Origin of the sequence: Nonomuraea sp. NPDC050680 (genome assembly GCF_040654555.1) — a bacterium.
Lineage (GTDB): Bacteria > Actinomycetota > Actinomycetes > Streptosporangiales > Streptosporangiaceae > Nonomuraea.
Genome location: NZ_JBFAIF010000013.1, coordinates 52104 through 68703 on the forward strand (window position 1 = coordinate 52104; position 16600 = coordinate 68703).

Annotated in this window: 18 protein-coding genes; 9 read left to right on the forward strand and 9 right to left on the reverse strand. The window is 70.5% G+C overall.

Features of this window, described 5'->3' with window-relative positions; translation table 11 throughout:
* Positions 1 to 280 precede the first annotated feature (280 nt).
* Entirely contained in the window at positions 281 to 469 is a 189-nt protein-coding gene (locus tag AB0H88_RS33925) for a DUF5999 family protein (protein WP_357651726.1), read from the forward strand.
* 152 nt (positions 470 to 621) lie between these two features.
* Here AB0H88_RS33925 and AB0H88_RS33930 read toward each other — a convergent pair whose 3' ends face one another.
* Positions 622 to 2274 carry a fumarate hydratase gene (locus AB0H88_RS33930; RefSeq protein ID WP_357651728.1) on the reverse strand — a complete coding sequence of 551 codons (1653 nt, stop codon included), beginning with the start codon at positions 2272 to 2274 and terminating at the stop codon, positions 622 to 624.
* A gap of 170 nt (positions 2275 to 2444) precedes the next feature.
* Positions 2445 to 3308, reverse strand: coding sequence for a DMT family transporter (locus AB0H88_RS33935; protein WP_357651730.1), 864 nt, complete (start codon positions 3306 to 3308; stop codon positions 2445 to 2447).
* A 69-nt stretch (positions 3309 to 3377) separates the two neighbouring features.
* On the opposite strand from AB0H88_RS33935, the gene AB0H88_RS33940 reads away from it, so the two are divergent.
* Together AB0H88_RS33940 and AB0H88_RS33945 are read left to right on the forward strand one after the other, a co-directional pair.
* Positions 3378 to 4769 carry a PLP-dependent aminotransferase family protein gene (locus AB0H88_RS33940; RefSeq protein ID WP_357651732.1) on the forward strand — a complete coding sequence of 464 codons (1392 nt, stop codon included), beginning with the start codon at positions 3378 to 3380 and terminating at the stop codon, positions 4767 to 4769.
* A 48-nt stretch (positions 4770 to 4817) separates the two neighbouring features.
* A complete protein-coding gene (locus AB0H88_RS33945; RefSeq protein ID WP_357651735.1) occupies positions 4818 to 5765 on the forward strand; it encodes a Gfo/Idh/MocA family oxidoreductase in 948 nt (315 codons plus the stop codon).
* 65 nt (positions 5766 to 5830) lie between these two features.
* Here the strand turns inward: AB0H88_RS33945 and AB0H88_RS33950 are convergent, their stop codons facing one another.
* The 3 genes from AB0H88_RS33950 to AB0H88_RS33960 all read right to left on the reverse strand — a co-directional run bounded on the left by AB0H88_RS33950 (position 5831) and on the right by AB0H88_RS33960 (position 8696).
* Positions 5831 to 6991: an MFS transporter gene (locus AB0H88_RS33950; RefSeq protein WP_357651737.1), complete on the reverse strand. Its 1161-nt coding sequence runs from the start codon at positions 6989 to 6991 to the stop codon at positions 5831 to 5833.
* 146 nt (positions 6992 to 7137) lie between these two features.
* A complete protein-coding gene (locus tag AB0H88_RS33955; RefSeq protein WP_357651739.1) occupies positions 7138 to 7992 on the reverse strand; it encodes an SDR family NAD(P)-dependent oxidoreductase in 855 nt (284 codons plus the stop codon).
* Positions 7989 to 8696 carry an SDR family oxidoreductase gene (locus AB0H88_RS33960; RefSeq protein WP_357651741.1) on the reverse strand — a complete coding sequence of 236 codons (708 nt, stop codon included), beginning with the start codon at positions 8694 to 8696 and terminating at the stop codon, positions 7989 to 7991. Before AB0H88_RS33960 ends, AB0H88_RS33955 begins: the two co-directional genes overlap by 4 nt.
* Positions 8697 to 8769: 73 nt before the next feature.
* Here AB0H88_RS33960 and AB0H88_RS33965 point away from each other — a divergent pair, with 73 nt between their 5' ends.
* Together AB0H88_RS33965 and AB0H88_RS33970 are read left to right on the forward strand one after the other, a co-directional pair.
* On the forward strand, positions 8770 to 9321 hold the full coding sequence (locus tag AB0H88_RS33965) for a TetR/AcrR family transcriptional regulator (RefSeq protein WP_357651744.1): 552 nt from the start codon (positions 8770 to 8772) through the stop codon (positions 9319 to 9321).
* A gap of 97 nt (positions 9322 to 9418) precedes the next feature.
* Positions 9419 to 10069, forward strand: a complete 651-nt coding sequence (locus tag AB0H88_RS33970; RefSeq protein WP_357651747.1) for a DUF1707 domain-containing protein — start codon at positions 9419 to 9421, stop codon at positions 10067 to 10069.
* A gap of 47 nt (positions 10070 to 10116) precedes the next feature.
* On the opposite strand, the gene glpX is transcribed toward AB0H88_RS33970, so the two are convergent.
* A complete protein-coding gene (gene glpX / locus AB0H88_RS33975) occupies positions 10117 to 11151 on the reverse strand; it encodes a class II fructose-bisphosphatase (protein WP_357651749.1) in 1035 nt (344 codons plus the stop codon).
* Positions 11152 to 11233: 82 nt separating this feature from the next.
* On the opposite strand from glpX, the gene AB0H88_RS33980 reads away from it, so the two are divergent.
* From AB0H88_RS33980 to AB0H88_RS33990, 3 genes are all read left to right on the forward strand, one after another.
* Entirely contained in the window at positions 11234 to 11833 is a 600-nt protein-coding gene (locus tag AB0H88_RS33980) for a TetR/AcrR family transcriptional regulator (RefSeq protein ID WP_357651751.1), read from the forward strand.
* Between the two features lie 118 nt (positions 11834 to 11951).
* The gene (locus tag AB0H88_RS33985; protein WP_357651753.1) at positions 11952 to 12488 is read left to right on the forward strand and encodes a DUF4245 domain-containing protein; all 537 of its coding nucleotides are present in this window, start codon (positions 11952 to 11954) and stop codon (positions 12486 to 12488) included.
* Positions 12489 to 12669: 181 nt separating this feature from the next.
* A complete protein-coding gene (locus AB0H88_RS33990) occupies positions 12670 to 12936 on the forward strand; it encodes an exodeoxyribonuclease VII small subunit (protein WP_357651756.1) in 267 nt (88 codons plus the stop codon).
* A 13-nt stretch (positions 12937 to 12949) separates the two neighbouring features.
* Here the strand turns inward: AB0H88_RS33990 and AB0H88_RS33995 are convergent, their stop codons facing one another.
* The gene (locus tag AB0H88_RS33995) at positions 12950 to 13360 is read right to left on the reverse strand and encodes a nitroreductase family deazaflavin-dependent oxidoreductase (protein ID WP_357651758.1); all 411 of its coding nucleotides are present in this window, start codon (positions 13358 to 13360) and stop codon (positions 12950 to 12952) included.
* An 88-nt stretch (positions 13361 to 13448) separates the two neighbouring features.
* Between AB0H88_RS33995 and AB0H88_RS34000 the strand changes: the two genes are divergently transcribed.
* Positions 13449 to 14039 (forward strand): helix-turn-helix domain-containing protein, encoded by a 591-nt coding sequence (locus tag AB0H88_RS34000; RefSeq protein ID WP_357651760.1) that lies wholly within the window; start codon positions 13449 to 13451, stop codon positions 14037 to 14039.
* A gap of 97 nt (positions 14040 to 14136) precedes the next feature.
* Here AB0H88_RS34000 and xseA read toward each other — a convergent pair whose 3' ends face one another.
* Complete coding sequence (gene xseA / locus AB0H88_RS34005) at positions 14137 to 15390, reverse strand: exodeoxyribonuclease VII large subunit (RefSeq protein WP_357651762.1); 1254 nt, start codon at positions 15388 to 15390, stop codon at positions 14137 to 14139.
* 27 nt (positions 15391 to 15417) lie between these two features.
* Positions 15418 to 16599, reverse strand: coding sequence for a hypothetical protein (locus AB0H88_RS34010; RefSeq protein ID WP_357651764.1), 1182 nt, complete (start codon positions 16597 to 16599; stop codon positions 15418 to 15420).
* Position 16600 lies beyond the last annotated feature (1 nt).

Here is a 16600-nt window from a genome sequence, read left to right on the forward strand (position 1 = left end):
TAAGGGCCAAGGGGCAGAGTGAAGTTAAGGGGATCGGATGAACCCGGAGGCGGCCGAAACTGTCAGTGTCGGCGGTCACACTGGGGACAAACGCCCTGGTGCTTACCGGACCGATAACCGAGACGAGTTCGTTGAGGGACGTGATGAGGATGCGCCAGAGTCAGGTTCGTCGCCGACCGGCAAAGAAGCCGGTCGCACCCGCACTGGACCTTCGCACGCCGTCGGGGCGACAGCTGCCCTTTTGAAACCCACAACAGGAGCGCCACCTGAGAGGTGCACGATGTGCAGTCACTACCCGCTTTGTCCCACCGCCGACTCACCCGACCGTGAGGCTTCCCACGTGATCTCGGCTCACCCTGATCAGGGCTGGAGCCTGCTGTGCAATGGCGTGGTGCTGTTCGAGGACACCGGGTTGCTCCTTCCAGACGGCTCCGTCGTCGCGCCCCACCGCGGTCTCTTGGCCGCTTGAGCGTCACCTGACCAGCGCCGTCTGAACGTCACCTGACCAGCGCCGCTTGAGGGTCACCTGACCGGTGCCGCCTGAGCGTCACTTGACCGGCGGTGCCGAGCGGCCGGGGACGGCCCACCCGGCACCCTTTCGGCGACCGGTTCGCGAGAGCGTCAGCGGCGGCCTATCGACAGGACCGGCCCGGTGCGATCGGTGAAGAAGTCGTCGCCTTTGTCGTCTACGACGATGAACGCGGGGAAGTCGACCACTTCGATCTTCCACACCGCCTCCATCCCCAGCTCCGGATATTCCAGGACCTCCACCTTCTTGATGCAGTCCTGCGCCAGCCTGGCCGCGGGCCCGCCGATGGACCCCAGGTAGAAGCCTCCGTGCTCCCTGCAGGCGTCGGTCACCTGCTTCGACCGGTTGCCCTTGGCCAGCATCACCATCGAGCCACCGGCGGCCTGGAAGCGCTCCACGTAGGAGTCCATCCGTCCCGCGGTGGTAGGGCCGAACGAACCCGACGCGTAGCCCTCCGGCGTCTTGGCCGGGCCCGCGTAGTAGACGGCGTGATCCTTCAGGTACTGCGGCATCTCGCCGCCCGCGTCGAGCAGGTCGGCGATCTTCGCGTGCGCGATGTCGCGGGCGACCACGAGCGGGCCGGTCAGCGAGAGCCGCGTCTTCACCGGATATTTCGACAGCTCGGCCAGGACCTCCGGCATGGGCCGGTTGAGGTTGATGGTGACGACGTCGTCCGAGAGGTGCTCGTCGGTGGTCTCCGGCAGGAAGCGCGCCGGATCGGTCTCCAGCTGCTCCAGGAAGACGCCCTCGGGCGTGATCTTGGCCAGGGCCTGCCGATCGGCCGAGCAGGACACCGCGATGGCCACCGGGCAGGACGCGCCGTGCCGGGGCAGCCGGATCACGCGTACGTCGTGGCAGAAGTACTTGCCGCCGAACTGGGCGCCGATGCCGAGCTTCTGCGTCAGCTCGAAGACCTTGGCCTCCAGCTCGAGGTCGCGGAAGCCGTGCGCGGAGGGGGAGCCCGAGGTGGGGATCGAGTCGAGGTAGCGGGCGCTGGCGTACTTGGCCGTCTTCAGCGCGTACTCGGCCGACGTGCCGCCGACCACGATGGCCAGGTGGTACGGCGGGCAGGCCGCGGTGCCGAGCGAGCGGATCTTCTCCTCCAGGAAGGCCAGCATCCGCTTCTCGTTGAGCACGGCCTTGGTCTCCTGGTATAGGAACGACTTGTTGGCCGATCCGCCGCCCTTGGCCATGAACAGCAGTTTGTACTCGTCCGCGTGGCCGTAGGGGTCCTCGGCGTAGAGCTCGATCTGGGCGGGCAGGTTGCTGCCGGTGTTCTTCTCTTCCCACATGCTCAGCGGCGCCATCTGCGAGTAGCGCAGGTTGAGGCGCGTGTAGGCGTCGTAGACGCCGCGCGAGATGTGCTCGGCGTCGCGCCCGTCGGTGAGGACGTGGCGGCCGCGCTTGCCCATGACGATGGCGGTGCCGGTGTCCTGGCACATGGGCAGCACGCCGCCGGCCGAGATGGAGGCGTTCTTCAGCAGGTCGAGCGCGACGAACCGGTCGTTGCCGCTGGACTCGGGGTCGTCGACGATCTTCCGCAGCTGGGCGAGGTGCGAAGGACGGAGGAAGTGGGAGATGTCGTGGATCGCGGTCTCGGTGAGCAGTCGCAGCGCCTCGGGCTCCACTTCGAGGAAGCTGCGCCCGGCCGCCTCGACCCGCCGCACGCCGTCCGGTGTGATGAGCCGGTATTGCGTGTCGTCGGCGCCCAGCGGCAGCAACTCGCTGTAATCGAACTCGCCCATGATCCTCCCCATTCGCCGCACAGAGCCTATCTTTTCTACCAGTCTTCTTTACGGCCGGCCCGGTGGGCCCCACCCGCCGACCGTGGCCGGGCCCTGTCCAGGGACACGCTCCTCCGGTGGAGACGGCCGGCCGCCGTGACGTGCGCGACGTCGGCCGTCTGGGTGGTCTGTCAGCCGACGGGGACCGGTTCCCGCTTCCGTGTGGTGGTCAGGCCGACAAGGATGCCCGCGATGACCAGGGCCGCGCCGAGCAGATCGAAGAGCGTCGGGGTGGCGATGCCCAGCGCGAGCCCGGTGCTGATCGCGCCGACCGGGATGAGACCGGCGAACAGCCCGGCGTGACCGGGGCCGAGCTTGGGCAGCGCGGTGTACCAGAGGAAGAAGGCCAGCACGGTCACCACGGTCGCCAGGTAGGCCAGGCCGAGCGCCTGCGCCGGGGTCGGCGTCTGGAGCATGCCGGTGCCCTCCTTGACCAGGCCGATCGTGGCCAGCATCGGGACGGCCAGCACCGTCGAGTACGCCGACAACCGGATCGCCCCCAGCTTCGGCAGCAGCGGGATGGCCAGCATCGAGAAGCTGACCTCGCCCACCAGCGCGCCCAGCGACCACAGCAGGCCGGGCAGGTCGCCGCTGCCGAGCCCGGTGGCCAGCGTCGCGCCGGCCACCACGACCACCGCGCCGGTCAGCAGCCGGGGCGCTGGACGGCCGCCGAGCAGCGCCAGGGCGAGCGGCACGGTGCCCAGTACGGTCCCGACCAGCGCGGGGCCGGAGGTGCGGGTCGACTCGATCACGCACAGGTTGAAGAGCACCAGCCCGAGCAGCGTCAGGCCGACGAGCAGCAGCGTCTCGCGCCACGTCAGCCGGACGAACCGCAGGCCGAGGGCCCGGATCACGACGAGCCAGATCACCGCCGCGATCAGGTAGCGCACCGTCTGCCCGCCGTACACGGGATAGTCCTGGATCAGGCCGGACACGCCCGCCAGCGTCCCCACGAGGAACATGGCGGTGGCGGCCCCGGCAACTCCGCTTCTCATGAACAAGGAGACTAGGGGCACAATGGCTCATAGCAGCAGTCCAATATCCCGCTAAAAGGATGGACCAATGTGGCTGACCTACACGTCTCGATAAATCGTGATCAGGGGGGCATCGCCGGGCAGATCGCGGCGGAGATTCGCGAGTCCATCCGGCATGGCCGCCTCACCCCGGGCACTCGGCTGCCCGCCAGCCGCGACCTGGCCGCCGACCTCCAGGTCTCGCGGGGGGTCGTGGTCGAAGCGTACGAGCAGCTGGTGGCCGAGGGGTTCCTGATCTCCCGTGTGGGCGCGGGCACCCAGGTGGCGCCAATCTCGTCCCGCTCAATGACGGACGCGGTCCCCGCGAGTGACCCAGGCCCCGTCTACAGCCCCCACTACGGCCACCGCCCCACCTCTCCCGACCTCGGCTGCTTTCCCCGGGAGCGCTGGCTGGCCTCCGTACGCCATGTGCTCACCACGATGCCCTCCGACGTGTTCGACTACGGCGACCCCGGCGGCGTCCCGGAGCTGCGCGACGAGCTGGCCGGCTACCTGCGGCGGGTCCGGGCGGCGGACGTGCGCGCCGACAACCTGGTGATCGTCGGCGGGGTGGCCCAGGGGATCAGCCTGGCACTCCACGTGCTCACCCAGGGGACCCGCGGCCTGCGGCTGGCCGTGGAGGACCCGAACAGCCACCGCCAGGTCCCCCTCCTCCTGCGGGCGGGCGCCGAGCTAGTCCCCGTCCCGGTGGACGACCAGGGCCTCGTCGTGACGGAGCTGCGGGCGCGCGGAGCGGACGCGGTCCTGATCACCCCCGCCCACCAGTACCCCACCGGCGTCGTGCTCTCCCCGGCCCGGCGGGTCGCCCTCATGGAGTGGGCCGCCGAGAGCGGCGGGGTCGTGCTGGAGGACGACTACGACGCCGAGTTCCGCTTCGACCGCGACCCCGTCGGCTGCCTGCAGGGCCTCGCCCCCGCCCGGGTGATCCTGTCCGGCAGCGTCAGCAAGGCGCTGGCCCCCGGGCTGCGGCTCGGCTGGGTGGCGGCCCCCGCCGAGCTGGCCGAGTCCATGCGGCAGGCGAGAGGCGAGCTGGACCTGGGCTCGCCGGTCATCGACCAGTACGCCCTGGCCCACTTCCTGCGTACCGGCGGCTATGACAAGCACCTGCGCCGGATGCGCCGGGAGTACCGGCGTCGCAGGGACGCCCTGGTCAAGGCCGTGGCCGAGCACCTGCCCGAGGTGCGCGTCCGGGGTATCGCGGCGGGCCTGCACGCCTACCTGGACCTGCCGCCGGGCTCGGACGAGGACGCCTTCGTAGGGCCGGCGCGGGAGCTGGGCCTGGCCGCCGACCCGGTCGGCCCGACGCGTCTCACGCCCGGACCGCCCGGGGTCGTGGTCGGCTTCGCCCGCCTCCCCGCCCACCGCGCCGCGGAGGTCATCCAAGGCTTAAAGGTCAGAATGTCAGGACAAAATATTGACTGATGGAGAAGGTCTCGCTTAGAAAGAAGACCCCACCTCATTGGAGGCGCCATGCGCGTGGGACTGCTGGGCTTGGGCAGGATCGGCGCGTTTCACGCGGCCACCCTGGCCGCACATCCGCTGGTGGACGAGCTGGTCGTCTCGGATCCCGTACGCGACTCGCCGTACGGCAGAGCGGGAGACCCCTTCGAGGCGGACGCGCTGGTCATCGCCACCCCGACCGGCACGCACGCCGAGCTCCTGCTGAAGGCGTGCGGGCTGGGCATCCCGGTGTTCTGCGAGAAACCGGTCGCGGGGAGCGTCAAGGAGACCGTGGAGGTGCTCGCGGCCGGCCGGGGCAACCGGGTGCAGATCGGCTTCCAGCGCAGGTTCGACCCCGGTTACATCGACGCGGCGATGGCGCTGCGTGGCGGTGAGCTGGGGGAGTTGCACCGGGTTCACCTCATCACCGCGGATCCGGCGCCGCCGCCCGCCGAGTACATCCCACTTTCCGGCGGTATCTACCGCGACTGCCACATCCACGACTTCGACATCCTGCGCTGGGTGACAGGGCGAGAGGTGGCGTCCGTGTACGCGACCGGCGCGAACCGGGGCGCCGCCTTCTTCGGCGCGGCGGGCGACGTCGACACCAGCGCCGCGCTGCTCACGCTCGATGACGGCACGCTGGCCACGCTGCAGGGCTCCCGCTACAACGGCGCCGGCTACGACGTGCGCATGGAACTGGCCGGTACGAAGGGCACCCGGGCCGTCGGCCTCGGCCCGCGCGCGCCCCTGAGCAGCTCAGAGGGCCTGCAACCGCCCGGGGAGCCGTGGCCCGACTTCGTCACCCGCTTCGCCGACGCGTACGCCGCCGAGATCGACTGCTTCCTGCGCAGCGACGTGAGCCTGTGCTCCATCGAGGACGCTCTGGCGGCCCTGTACGTCGCCGAGGCCGCCGAGCTCTCCCGCCGCGAACACCGCCCCGTCGAGGTCGCGGAGGTGACCGAGGTGACGCAATGAGCGTGTCCGTCGGAGTGAGGTGGCGCCAGGTCCGCGCCAGGCGCTGCTGCTCGACCGGCTGACGGTCATGCGGCCTCTTTGACCCGTCGCGGCTCGAAGCCCCTGGCCAGGATGATGATCCCGGCGGACAGCACCAGCGGCGCGACGAACGCCACCTGCATGTCGCTGGCGCTGGCGATGCCGCCGACCAGCGCCGCGCCCACGATGAAGCCGACGTAGTTGAACATGTTGACCCGCGCGATGGCCACGCCCGTCCCCGCCGGGTCGAGTCGCCCCGCCGCCGAGAACGACTGCGGCGCGATCACCGACAGCCCCACCCCGGTCAGGCCGAACGCCAGGATGGCCAGCGGCTGGCTGGGCGCCAGGACGATGCCCAGGAAGCCGAGGGTGGCGATCGCGCCGCCGATCCTGACGATCGCGGCCGGGCCGTACTTCCTGACGGCGACGTCGCCGCCGAGCCTGATCAGCAGCGTGGTGGCCTGGTAGGCGGCGTAGGCCAGCGGGACGACCGCGGGGGTCGCGGCCAGCACCTGCTGCATGTAGACGGTGCTGAAGTTGGAGACCGAGGCGTCCCCGATGTACAGGAAGGCCATCGCCAGGCAGAGCGGGATGATCGGCTTCCACGGGAACCCGCCGGCGGCCGTCGCGGCGCTCTCCTCGACCTTCTCCTCCTCGACGGTGCACAGCCGCGGCCCGGCGTACAGGGAGCCCGCCACCGCCACGACCATCGGAACGGTCATCGTGACCAGCAAGGGAAGCTCGGCGGCGGCCGACGCCCAGAGCGCCCCGGCCGTGCTGAACACGCTCCACATGCAGTGGAAGCCGTTCAGCACGGCCCGGCCGTAACGACGTTCGACGGCCACGCCCTGCATGTTGATGCCCGCGTCGACCGCGCCGAGCCCGAGGCCGAACAGCAGCAACGCGAGCACCAGCAGCGGCACGCTCGGCGCGAGGGCGATGAGCACCACGGCGACGGCGACGACCGGCTGCGCGAGACGGAGCAGCGGCTTGCTGCCCCGGCGCGAGGCGAACCAGCCGGCGCCCGCGCTGCCCAGCCCGGCGAAGACCGGCACGATGAGCAGCAGGATCGTCAGGGCGCCCTCGTCGAGCCGGTGTTTGGTCTGCAGGTTCGCGACCTGGGCGAGCAGCGTGATGAACGAGAGGCCCTGCACCGCGTACACGACGAACGTGGCTGTACGGGCCTGGCGATCACGAGGAGTCGGCACGGCGGCCTCCTGATGGGGGGAACGTGAGGCGGGGTCAGGTTAGCCGCTTGGCCAGCCCTTTCGCCACCTTCCCACGGCCCTGTGATGCCGCTGCCCTGTGGCGGCATCCCCCTGTGACGTCGCCGCCCGTGCCAGTGGCCTGTGGATCAGCCCAGCGCTCGCCGTACCAGGTCGTCGCTGAGCTCGCGCAATCGCTTCCGCGCCGCGAGGTCGTATGCCTGGGCGTCGGCCCGGCTCTCCCGCTGTCCGTTGAAGTAACGCCCGCTCACGCCGTCGAGCCCGTCGATCAGCCGCCGCGTCGCCGCCACGCCCTCGTCGACCGTGCTCATCACCGGCGCCCCCGCTTCGCGGACCATCGTGGTGTCCATGTACGTGGCCGGGTGCAGGGCGTTGACCGTCACGCCCTGCCCGGCCAGCTCCTCGGCCAGGTCGAAGGTGAACATGATCTGCGCGAGCTTGCTCTGGCTGTACGCGCGCTGACGCCCGTAGCCGTGGGTCAGCATCGGGTCGGCGAAGTCGATCGCCTGCTGCCCGGCCGAGGCGACGTTCACCACCTTCGACGGCGCCGACTTGCCGAGTAGTGGGAGCAGCCGCCGGGTCAGGTGGTATCCGGCCAGGTAGTTGACCGCGAAGCGGAGCTCGATGCCGTCCTGGCTCTCCGCGCGGCCGGAGCCGGGCGGACCGCCGCCCATCCCGGCGTTGTTGACCAGCACGTCGAGCCGGTCGAACCGGTCGAGCACCTCGTCGGCCAGCCGGTCCACCTGGCTCAGGTCGGCCAGGTCGGCCAGCACACCCTCGGTGGTGCCACCCCCGTCGGCCCGCGCCTGCCGTACCTCCTCCGCGTCGGCCCGCGCCTGCCGTACCTCCTCCGCGTCGGCCCGCGCCTGCCGTACCCGCTCCGGGTCGCGTCCGTGCACGATGACGCGGTCGCCGACGGCGAGCCGCCGCGCCAGCTCCCGCCCGAGCCCGTCCGTCGCGCCGGTGATCAGGATCGTCCTCATGCCTTCAGCCTGCCCCCTCCGTCGACGGTCAGCACCGTTCCGGTGACGAAGGAGTTGCCCACCACGTAGGCGATCGTCGCCGCCACGTCCTCCGGCCGGCCCACCCGGCCGACCGGCGAGCTCCCCGCCGCGTGGGCGAACAGGGCCTCCCGCGCCTCGGTGGCGAGTCCGGACCACCACTCGGTGTCGATCACGCCGGGGGAGACGGCGTTCACCCGGATCGGGCCGAGCTCGACCGCCAGGCCGGGCACCGCGGCCTCGATCGCGCCGTTCACCGCCGCCAGAGCGGAGACGCCGGGGAAGGCCGAGCCCGCCGACGCCGCGGTCACGAACGTGATCGAACCCTCGGGATCGAGTACGTCCAGGGCGGCCTGCGCGGCCAGCAGATGCGGGATCAGCTTGTTCTGTACGGCCTCGACCAGCGCCTCCTTCGTCAGTGAACGCAGCGGCCCGGCGGGTCCGCGGCCGGTCACGGTGATGATCAGATGGTCGATGGCACCGGTCCTGGCGAAGAGATCGCGCATCGCCTCGGTGTCACGGGCGTCCACGGCCTCGCCCGAGGCCCGGTCGCCGAGCAGCTTCACCGCGGCCGCCACCCGCTCGGCGGACCGGCCGGTGATGACCACCTCGGCGCCGTCGGCCGCCAGCCGGGTCGCCGTCGCCAGCCCGATACCCGTGGTGCCGCCAATGATCACGACTCGCATCGTGTTTCCTCCTAATTCAAGACATCTTGCCTCGAAACTATATCGAGGCATCGTGTCTTGTAAAGTGGCGGGCATGGTAGGCAGACCGCGTAGCGAGGTGGCCAGGAAGGCGATCCTCAAGGCCGCGCTCGACCTGTGCGAGCGCGACGGATACCCGAACGTCACCCTGAAGGGCATCGCCGTCGCGGCGGGCGTCGGCAGGCAGACCCTCTACCGCTGGTGGCAGACCAAACGCGAGGTGCTGCTGGAGGCGATGACCGACCTGGTAGGGGCCGAGATGCAGCCCCCGCCCGACAGCGGCGACGCGGGGGCTGACCTGGTCGCGTTCCTGCGCGAGACGTTCGCGGTGGCCCATGGCGTGGCCGGTCAGGTGGTCGTGGGTCTCATGGCCGAGGCCCAGTCCGATCCCCAGTTCGGTGCGGAGCTACGGGCCAAGCTCATCGGCCCGCGCAGGCAGGCGTTGAGCTCGGTGCTGGAACGCGGCGCGCTCCCCGCCGACGTGGACGTGGAGCTCGCGGTCGATCTGATCTTCGGCGCCATGTGGTACCGCCTGCTCAACCGCCACGCCGAAGTCGACGAGGCGCTCGCGGAGGAGATCGCGGCCCTGGTCGCGCGGCTCGGCTGACTCTCGGCCGACTCTCGGCTGACTTTCGGGGCACTTTCGGCTGGCGCGGCGCCCGAGGCGCGAGCGAAGTGGCCGACTGCCGGATATCGTCAGAAGTGTGAATGAACGCCCGGGATCCTGGTTGCCACGCCTGCAAGAAGTCGGAGAACGGCTGGCCGAGGAATGGGTCTCGGCACGCCGCCCCAAAGAGGATGACAGCGCCCCGCGCCCGCACGAACTACGCGCTTCCGACGAGGATCGCGAGCGGTTCGTCCAGGTGCTCCAGGACGCCCATGCCGACGGCCGCCTCATGCTCGACGAGCTGGAGGAACGGCTCGGCGTCGTCTACTCGGCGCGGACGCTGGGCGAGCTCGCCGCGGTGACGGCCGACCTGCTGCCGGCGGAGCAGCAACCGCTGAACCTCGACGGCAGGCCGGTGTCGGCGTTCTTCAAGCAGGAGCAGCGCGGCGGACGCTGGGTGGTGCCCGCCGAGCTGAGCGTGACCACCATGTTCGGCACCACCAAGCTGGACTTCCGCGAAGCCATCCTGCAGAACCGGCGCATCGTGATCAACGCGACGCTGGTCTTCGGCGGTCTGGAGATCCACGTGCCCGAGGGCCTTGAGGTGATCCGCGTCGCGAAGGGCAGCACGGTCCGGCTGACCAAGCAGCCGACCGAGCCCGGCGCGCCGGTGGTCGAGGTGCGCACCACGAACTTCGCGGGCGACGTCAAGGTCAAAGAGCCGCCTCGCCGCAAGCGCCGCCGCTGATCCCTATCCGGTCCCTATCCGGTCCCTATCCGGTCCCTATCCGGCCCCTATCCGGCAGTGTCGAAGTTGATCGCGCTGTAGGCGCGCAGCTTCGTGAGCTGGTGCTCGCTGTCCACCTTGCGGATGGTGCCGGAACGCCCGCGCATCACCAGGGAGTGCGTCAGCGCCACCCCGCCCCTGAACCGTACGCCCTGCATGAGCTCGCCCTGCGTGATGCCCGTCGCCGCGAAGAACACGTCCTCCGAACGCACCAGGTCGTTCGTGGTCAGCACCTGGCCGAGGTCGTGCCCGGCGTCGAGCGCCTTCTGCCGCTCGGCGTCGTCGCGTGGCCACAGCTTGCCCTGGATGACGCCGCCCAGGCACTTGAGCGCGCACGCGGCCACGATGCCCTCGGGTGTGCCGCCGATGCCCAGCATGAGGTCGATGCCGGTGTCGGCGCGGGCCGCCATGATCGCGCCCGCCACGTCGCCGTCGACGATGAACTTGATCCGCGCCCCGGTCTCCCTGATCTCCTTGACCATCTGCTCGTGCCGGGGGCGGTCGAGTACGACCACCGTCACGTCGGAGGACGAACACCCCTTGGCTCTGGCGACCGCCTGGATGTTCGTGGCCACCGGAGCCTCGATGTCGACCACGTCCGCGGCGTCGGGGCCGGTGACCAGCTTCTCCATGTAGAACACGGCCGACGGGTCGTACATCGAGCCGCGCTCGCTCACCGCGATCACCGATACGGCGTCCGGCATGCCGAGCGCCGTCAGCCGGGTGCCGTCGATCGGGTCCACGGCCACATCGCAGTCGGCGCCGCTGCCGTCGCCGACGCGCTCGCCGTTGAACAGCATCGGGGCGTGGTCCTTCTCGCCCTCCCCGATGACCACCACCCCGTTCATCGACACGGTATTGATCAGCTGGCGCATCGCGTTGACCGCGGCGCCGTCCGCGCCGTTCTTGTCGCCCCTGCCCACCCAGCGGGCCGCCGCCATCGCGGCCGCCTCGGTGACGCGTACGAGCTCCAGAGCCAGGTTGCGATCAGGGGCGCGCTCTCCCGTGGCCAGCGCTGCGGGTACGGACGTCTGGTCGGACATGATGAAGGGCCTCCTCGTGGACAAACTGTCTCGATCGTAGTTGTCCCTGTATCCCCGGTCACCGGAGGATAATGTGCCTGCCATGAGCAGCGATGTGGAACAACCGGCGACAGCCCGCACCTCCGGGCGAGGCGCGGCCACGCGCAGCGCGCTACTCAAGGCCGCCAGAGACGTCTTCGTCTCCAAGGGTTTCGCCGAGGCCGGAGTGACCGATGTGGTGGCCAAGGCCGACGCCAGCGTGGGCAGCCTCTACCACCACTTCTCCGGCAAGGCCGACCTCTACCTCACGCTGTTCGAGGAGTGGCAGGCCAGGCAGGCCCAGCGGACCAAGCAGGCCGCCCGCGAGGCTCGCGGCGAAGGAGAGAACGACCCGATGCGGGTCTTCATCCGCGCCGCCCGCGCCTACCTCGACGGGTGCATCGAGGAACGCGAGCTGGCCGCGCTGTTCCTGCGCGGCGACGGGCCGCCCGGCTTCGAGCTCGTCATGCGCGCCCGCCTGCGCAAGTGGGCCGAGCGCAACGCCGCGCTCTTCGAGGACCAGGAGGCGCTGGTGGTCGTCCTCACCGGCGCGCTCGCGGCCGCCGTCTCCGAGGTGGTGCTGTCGGACGACCCCGGGCTGGCCGAGGACGTGCTCGCCATCATCGGCCAGATCCGCCCGGCCGCTTCATCGGGCGGCGGGTAGATCCGTCCACCCGTTTGGTCGGGCGGCGGGTAGATCCGTCCACCCGTTGGTCGGGCGGCGGGTAGATCCGCCTGGCCACTTCGTCGGGCGGCACCACCAGCGGGTAATCTCGCCAGTTGTGCGACGGTTCACGGAAGGTTTCTACGGCTACGCGGTAGCCCTGCTCGTCTGTCTCGTGGGGATAGGGCTATTTCTGCTGGTCACGCCGCAGAGCCGGGAGGAGCACATCCCCAAGCTCGACTACTCCATCACCGTCGCCAACTTCGGGCATGAGGTGCCCTACCAGGTGTGGGCGCCCGCGAAGGACCCGGCGGGCTGGGTCCCCAACAGCAACAAGATCGCCAAGGGCTCCGGCGGGGCCCAGGTTCTCTACCTGGGCTATGCGACGGCCAAGAGGCAGCACGCCATGTTCGTGCAGAGCGACGAGAAGCCGGCCGCCGGGTTCGCCGACCGGATGGCCAACTCCAACCGGGCCGTGGGCACCCAGCAGGTGGCCGGGCAGCCCTGGGAGCAGCGCTTCCGCGAGGACAAGAAACAGCGCTCGCTGATCCGGGTGCTGCCGGAGGTCACGCTGGTCGTCACCGGCACGGCCGACTGGACCGAACTGGGCGAACTGGCCGCCATCCTGCAGCAGCGACCGAAGGCGACGAGCTGACCCACGCCTCCAACCCGGAGGCGGCGGGCTGACGACGCGCACCTCGGGCTGACGACCCGCACCCCCAACCAGGAGGCGGCGGACTGACGACCCGCGCCTCCGATCGGGAGGCGGCGGGCTGACCCGTGGCGACGGGCTGAGCCGCTCGTCGCCGAGGCTCCTCGGCGGGCCAGGGCGCGGGATGTCGGTGCCTGACTCTAGGGTGGTGCCCGTGGCAGAAGAGAAGGCACCCTCATACGAGCAGGCCCGCGAGGAGCTGACCGAGGTGGTGCGCCGCCTGGAGACGGGCGGGCTCACCCTGGAGCAGTCGATCGAGCTGTGGGAGCGCGGCGAGAAGCTGGCCGCCATCTGCGAGGAGTGGCTGCAGGGCGCCCGGGTGAAGCTCGCCGCCGCCATGGCCCGCCGCGCCGACCCCACCACCGCCCAGTCGGACGACGCCCCGTTCTAGCCGCTGATGCCCGTCAGGCGGAGCGGCGGAGGGCCACCACCGGGATGCGGCGGGTGGTCTTCTCCTGATACTCCGCGAAACCCGGGGCGATCGTGACCACGTGGGCATAGAGCCTGTCGCGCTCTTCCTCGCCCACGACCTCGGCCGTGAGCTCGTACGTCTCCGTCCCGATCTCGGCGGTCACCTCGGGGTTGGCGACCAGGTTGTGGTACCACGCCGGGTGGCGGTCCGCGCCGGCGTACGAGGCGATGACGATGTAGCGGTCACCGTCCTCGAAGTACATCACCGGGCTGGTCGTACGCTTGCCGCTCTTGGCGCCCGTGGTCGTGAGAAGCACCAGGTTGGCACCCTCGAACATGCCGCCGACCTTGCCCTTGTTGGCGCGGAACTCAGCGATGATCTGCTCGTTGAAGTCGTTCGCCATGATCGCTCCTCGAATCGGAAATTTCTCCATTTATGGCAGCCAAAGCCTAGCCGGAGAAATTTCCGTTTTCCAGGATTATGCTCAGCCTGTGTGCGAGCGCCGATCATTGCCGATCATCGGACAGCCCCAGCCCGAACGGGCTGACGCGGCGCGCAACAGACAGAAGATCATCGAGGTGGCCGCCAGGATGGTGGCCGATGGGTGCGTGGGCCGTCTCTCCCTCGACGAGGTCGCCCGTGAGGCGTGCGTGGGGGTCGGCACCGTCTACCGTCGCTTCGGGGATCGGGCGGGGCTGGTGCTGGCGCTGATCGACGATCGCGAGCGGCGCTTCCAGGAGGACTTCCTGCGCGGGCTGCCGCCGGTCGGGCCGGGCGCGCCTCCTGCCGAGCGGATCAGGGCGTTCCTGCACGCGCTGATCGATCGGGTGGTCGAGCAGATGGACCTGTTCCTGCTGCTCGGGCCGCCGACCGCACAGCTCAGTGGGGCGTACCGGGCGCATCACACCCACCTGGCCGGGCTCCTCGCGCAGGTACGCCCGGAAGGCGCGAACTTCCTGGCCGACGCGCTGCTGGCGCCGATCAACGCCCACCTGCTCCAATACCAGCGCGACGAACGCGGCATGTCGATCGAGGAGATCAAGGCCGGATTCGACGCCCTGACCCAGACGATCAGGACATGAGGCAGGGCAGGTCGCCCTCGGAGTCCGGTTCAAGCGGTTTCGAGAGCCGGTCGCCCTCGAAGGCCGGCTCCGGAGTGGGTCGCCCTTGAAAGCCGGCTCAGGAGGCGGTTTCCTCGGAGGCCTTCTTGCGGGGTTTGCGGGGTTTGGCGGGGTCTTCCGTACGGACGGTCAGGCGGTCGTCGCTGAGCCGGATCGTCAGTAGGGAGCCGGGGGCCACGTCCTTGGCCAGCCGGACGACCTCCCCGGACGGATCCTGGACGATGGCGTAGCCGCGTTCGAGCGTGGCGGCGGGTGAGAGGGCGACGAGCCGGGCGCGGAGGTGCGACAGAGAGTCCTCCGCGCGGTCGAGCGAGCCGCTCAGCGAGCGCCTGGCCCGGTCGCGCAGCGCCTCGGCCTGCTCGGCCCGGCGTTCGAGCTCGCGTACCGGGTCGGCCAGCGAGGGCCGCGAGCGCACTGACGTCAGCCAGGACATCTCCCGATCGAGCCAGCCGCCGAGCACCCTGCGGCCCCTGTCGCGCAGCTGACGCACCAGCGTGAGCTGCTCGCCCACGTCGGGCACCACCTTCTTGGCGGCGTCGGTCGGCGTCGAGGCCCGCACGTCGGCCACCAGATCGAGCAGCGGACTGTCCTGCTCGTGGCCGATCGCGCTCACGACAGGAGTGCGGCAGGCGGCCACGGAGCGCACCAGCGTCTCGTCGGAGAACGGCAGGAGGTCTTCCAGGGAGCCGCCGCCACGAGCGATGACGATCACCTCGATCTCGGCGTCCGCGTCGAACTTGCGCAGCGCCTCGGTGACCTCGCCCACGGCGTACGGGCCCTGGACGGCCACCTCCTCGACCTTGAACCGCACGGCCGGCCAGCGGCGCCTGGAGTTTTCCAGCACGTCGCGCTCGGCCGCCGAGTCGCGGCCACAGATCAGCCCGACCGTGCCGGGCAGGAACGGCAGCCGCCGCTTCCTGTCGGCGTTGAACAGGCCCTCGGCGGCCAGCAGCTGGCGCAGCCGTTCGAGCCGCGCGAGCAGCTCGCCCACGCCGATCGGCCTGATCTCCAGCGCGGTGAAGGCGAACGAGCCCTTGTTGACCCAGAAATCGGGCTTGACGTGCACCACGACCCGCGCGCCGTCGGCCGGGCGGGGCACGGTCGCTTCGTAGACGCCGCGCGGGGCGGTGACCCGGGCCGACACGTTGGCCACCGGGTCGCGCAGCGTCATGAACACCGTGCCGCCACGCGCGCTCAGATCGGTGATCTGGCCCTCGACCCAGACCGTGCCCAGCTTGCCGATCCAGCCGCCCACCATCTGCAGGACGGTGCGGATCGGCAGCGGAGACTCGGGCGAGGTCTTCGAGGTCATGGCGGAAGACTACGGTGCCAGGACGACTTATTCTCCGGCCTGCAGCTTGACCAGGCGGTTCTCGTACATCCGGACGACCTCGGGCCGCCCGCTCGTGGCCTGCTCGTACGCGATGAGCTCGGTGATCTGCTCGGCCGACTTGCCGCGCATCCTGGCGCGCAGGGAGGCGACGGTCAGCTCGGAGTAGCCGGGCAGTGGCTCGGCCAGGTCGGTGGCGACCTTCGTCTCGGCGACGGCCGCTGCCTCGGTGGTGGCCTTCGCCTTGGGAGCCGCCTTCGTCTTGGGGCTTGCCTTCGCCTCGGTGGTCGCCTCTGTCTCGGTGGCGGTGACCGTCTCCGTGGCGGGCTTGGCCTTGGGGGCGGCCTTCGGCTTGGCGGTGGCCCGCGGCTTGGCAGGGGTACGCGGCTTGGTGGCCCGCGCGGGCTTGACCTCGACGGGCTCCGGCGCGACGACCGGCTCCGCCCCGGCCACCGGTTCGGCGGCGACGGCGGGCTCGACGGCGGCGACCTCAGGCTCAGGCGCGATCTTGGGCTCAGGGGCGGCGATGGGTTCGGGCGCGACAGCGGGCTCGACGGTCGCGGCCACCGGCTCAGGGGCCGCTGCGGGCTCGGGCGCGACCGCGGGCTCCACGGTGGCGGCGGGCTCGGCGAGAACGGCGGGCTCGGCGGTGGCAGACGCAGGCTCCGGCGCGGCCTTGGGCTCGGGCGCCACGATCGGCTCGGGCGCCACGGCCGGCTCGGGGGCGACGGTCGGCTCGGGGGTGGTCACCGGGGCGGGCGCGGTGGCGACAGTCTCGGTGGCAGCGGTCTCGGTGGTGGTGGCCTCGGGCTTCGGCTTGGCCGCCGGGGCGAAGATGACCGGGTCCGGCTTGGTCTTGGGGGAGCCGTTGGACGCGGGGGTGTCGGACGGCGTGGGGCGCGGCGCGAAGATGACCGGCTCCTTGCGAGCGGGCTTCGCCACCTCCTCGTCCGCGGAGGGGGTCACTTGGCCGACGGCGGACGGGCGGGAGTCGTGGTCCGCCTCCTTGTCCTCCTTGCCGCCGATCCCTCTGATCGAGTTCTTCATCCGGTCGACGAGCAGCAGCGCCTGACCGGCCGCGCTCAAAGTGGTCTGGATCACGAGGAGCGGAAGGTCCTTGGCCTTCTCCTTCAGCTCGTCCTTGTTGGTGATGGTCTTCGTGATGTTGCGTATCACGTCGCTGAGGGACATG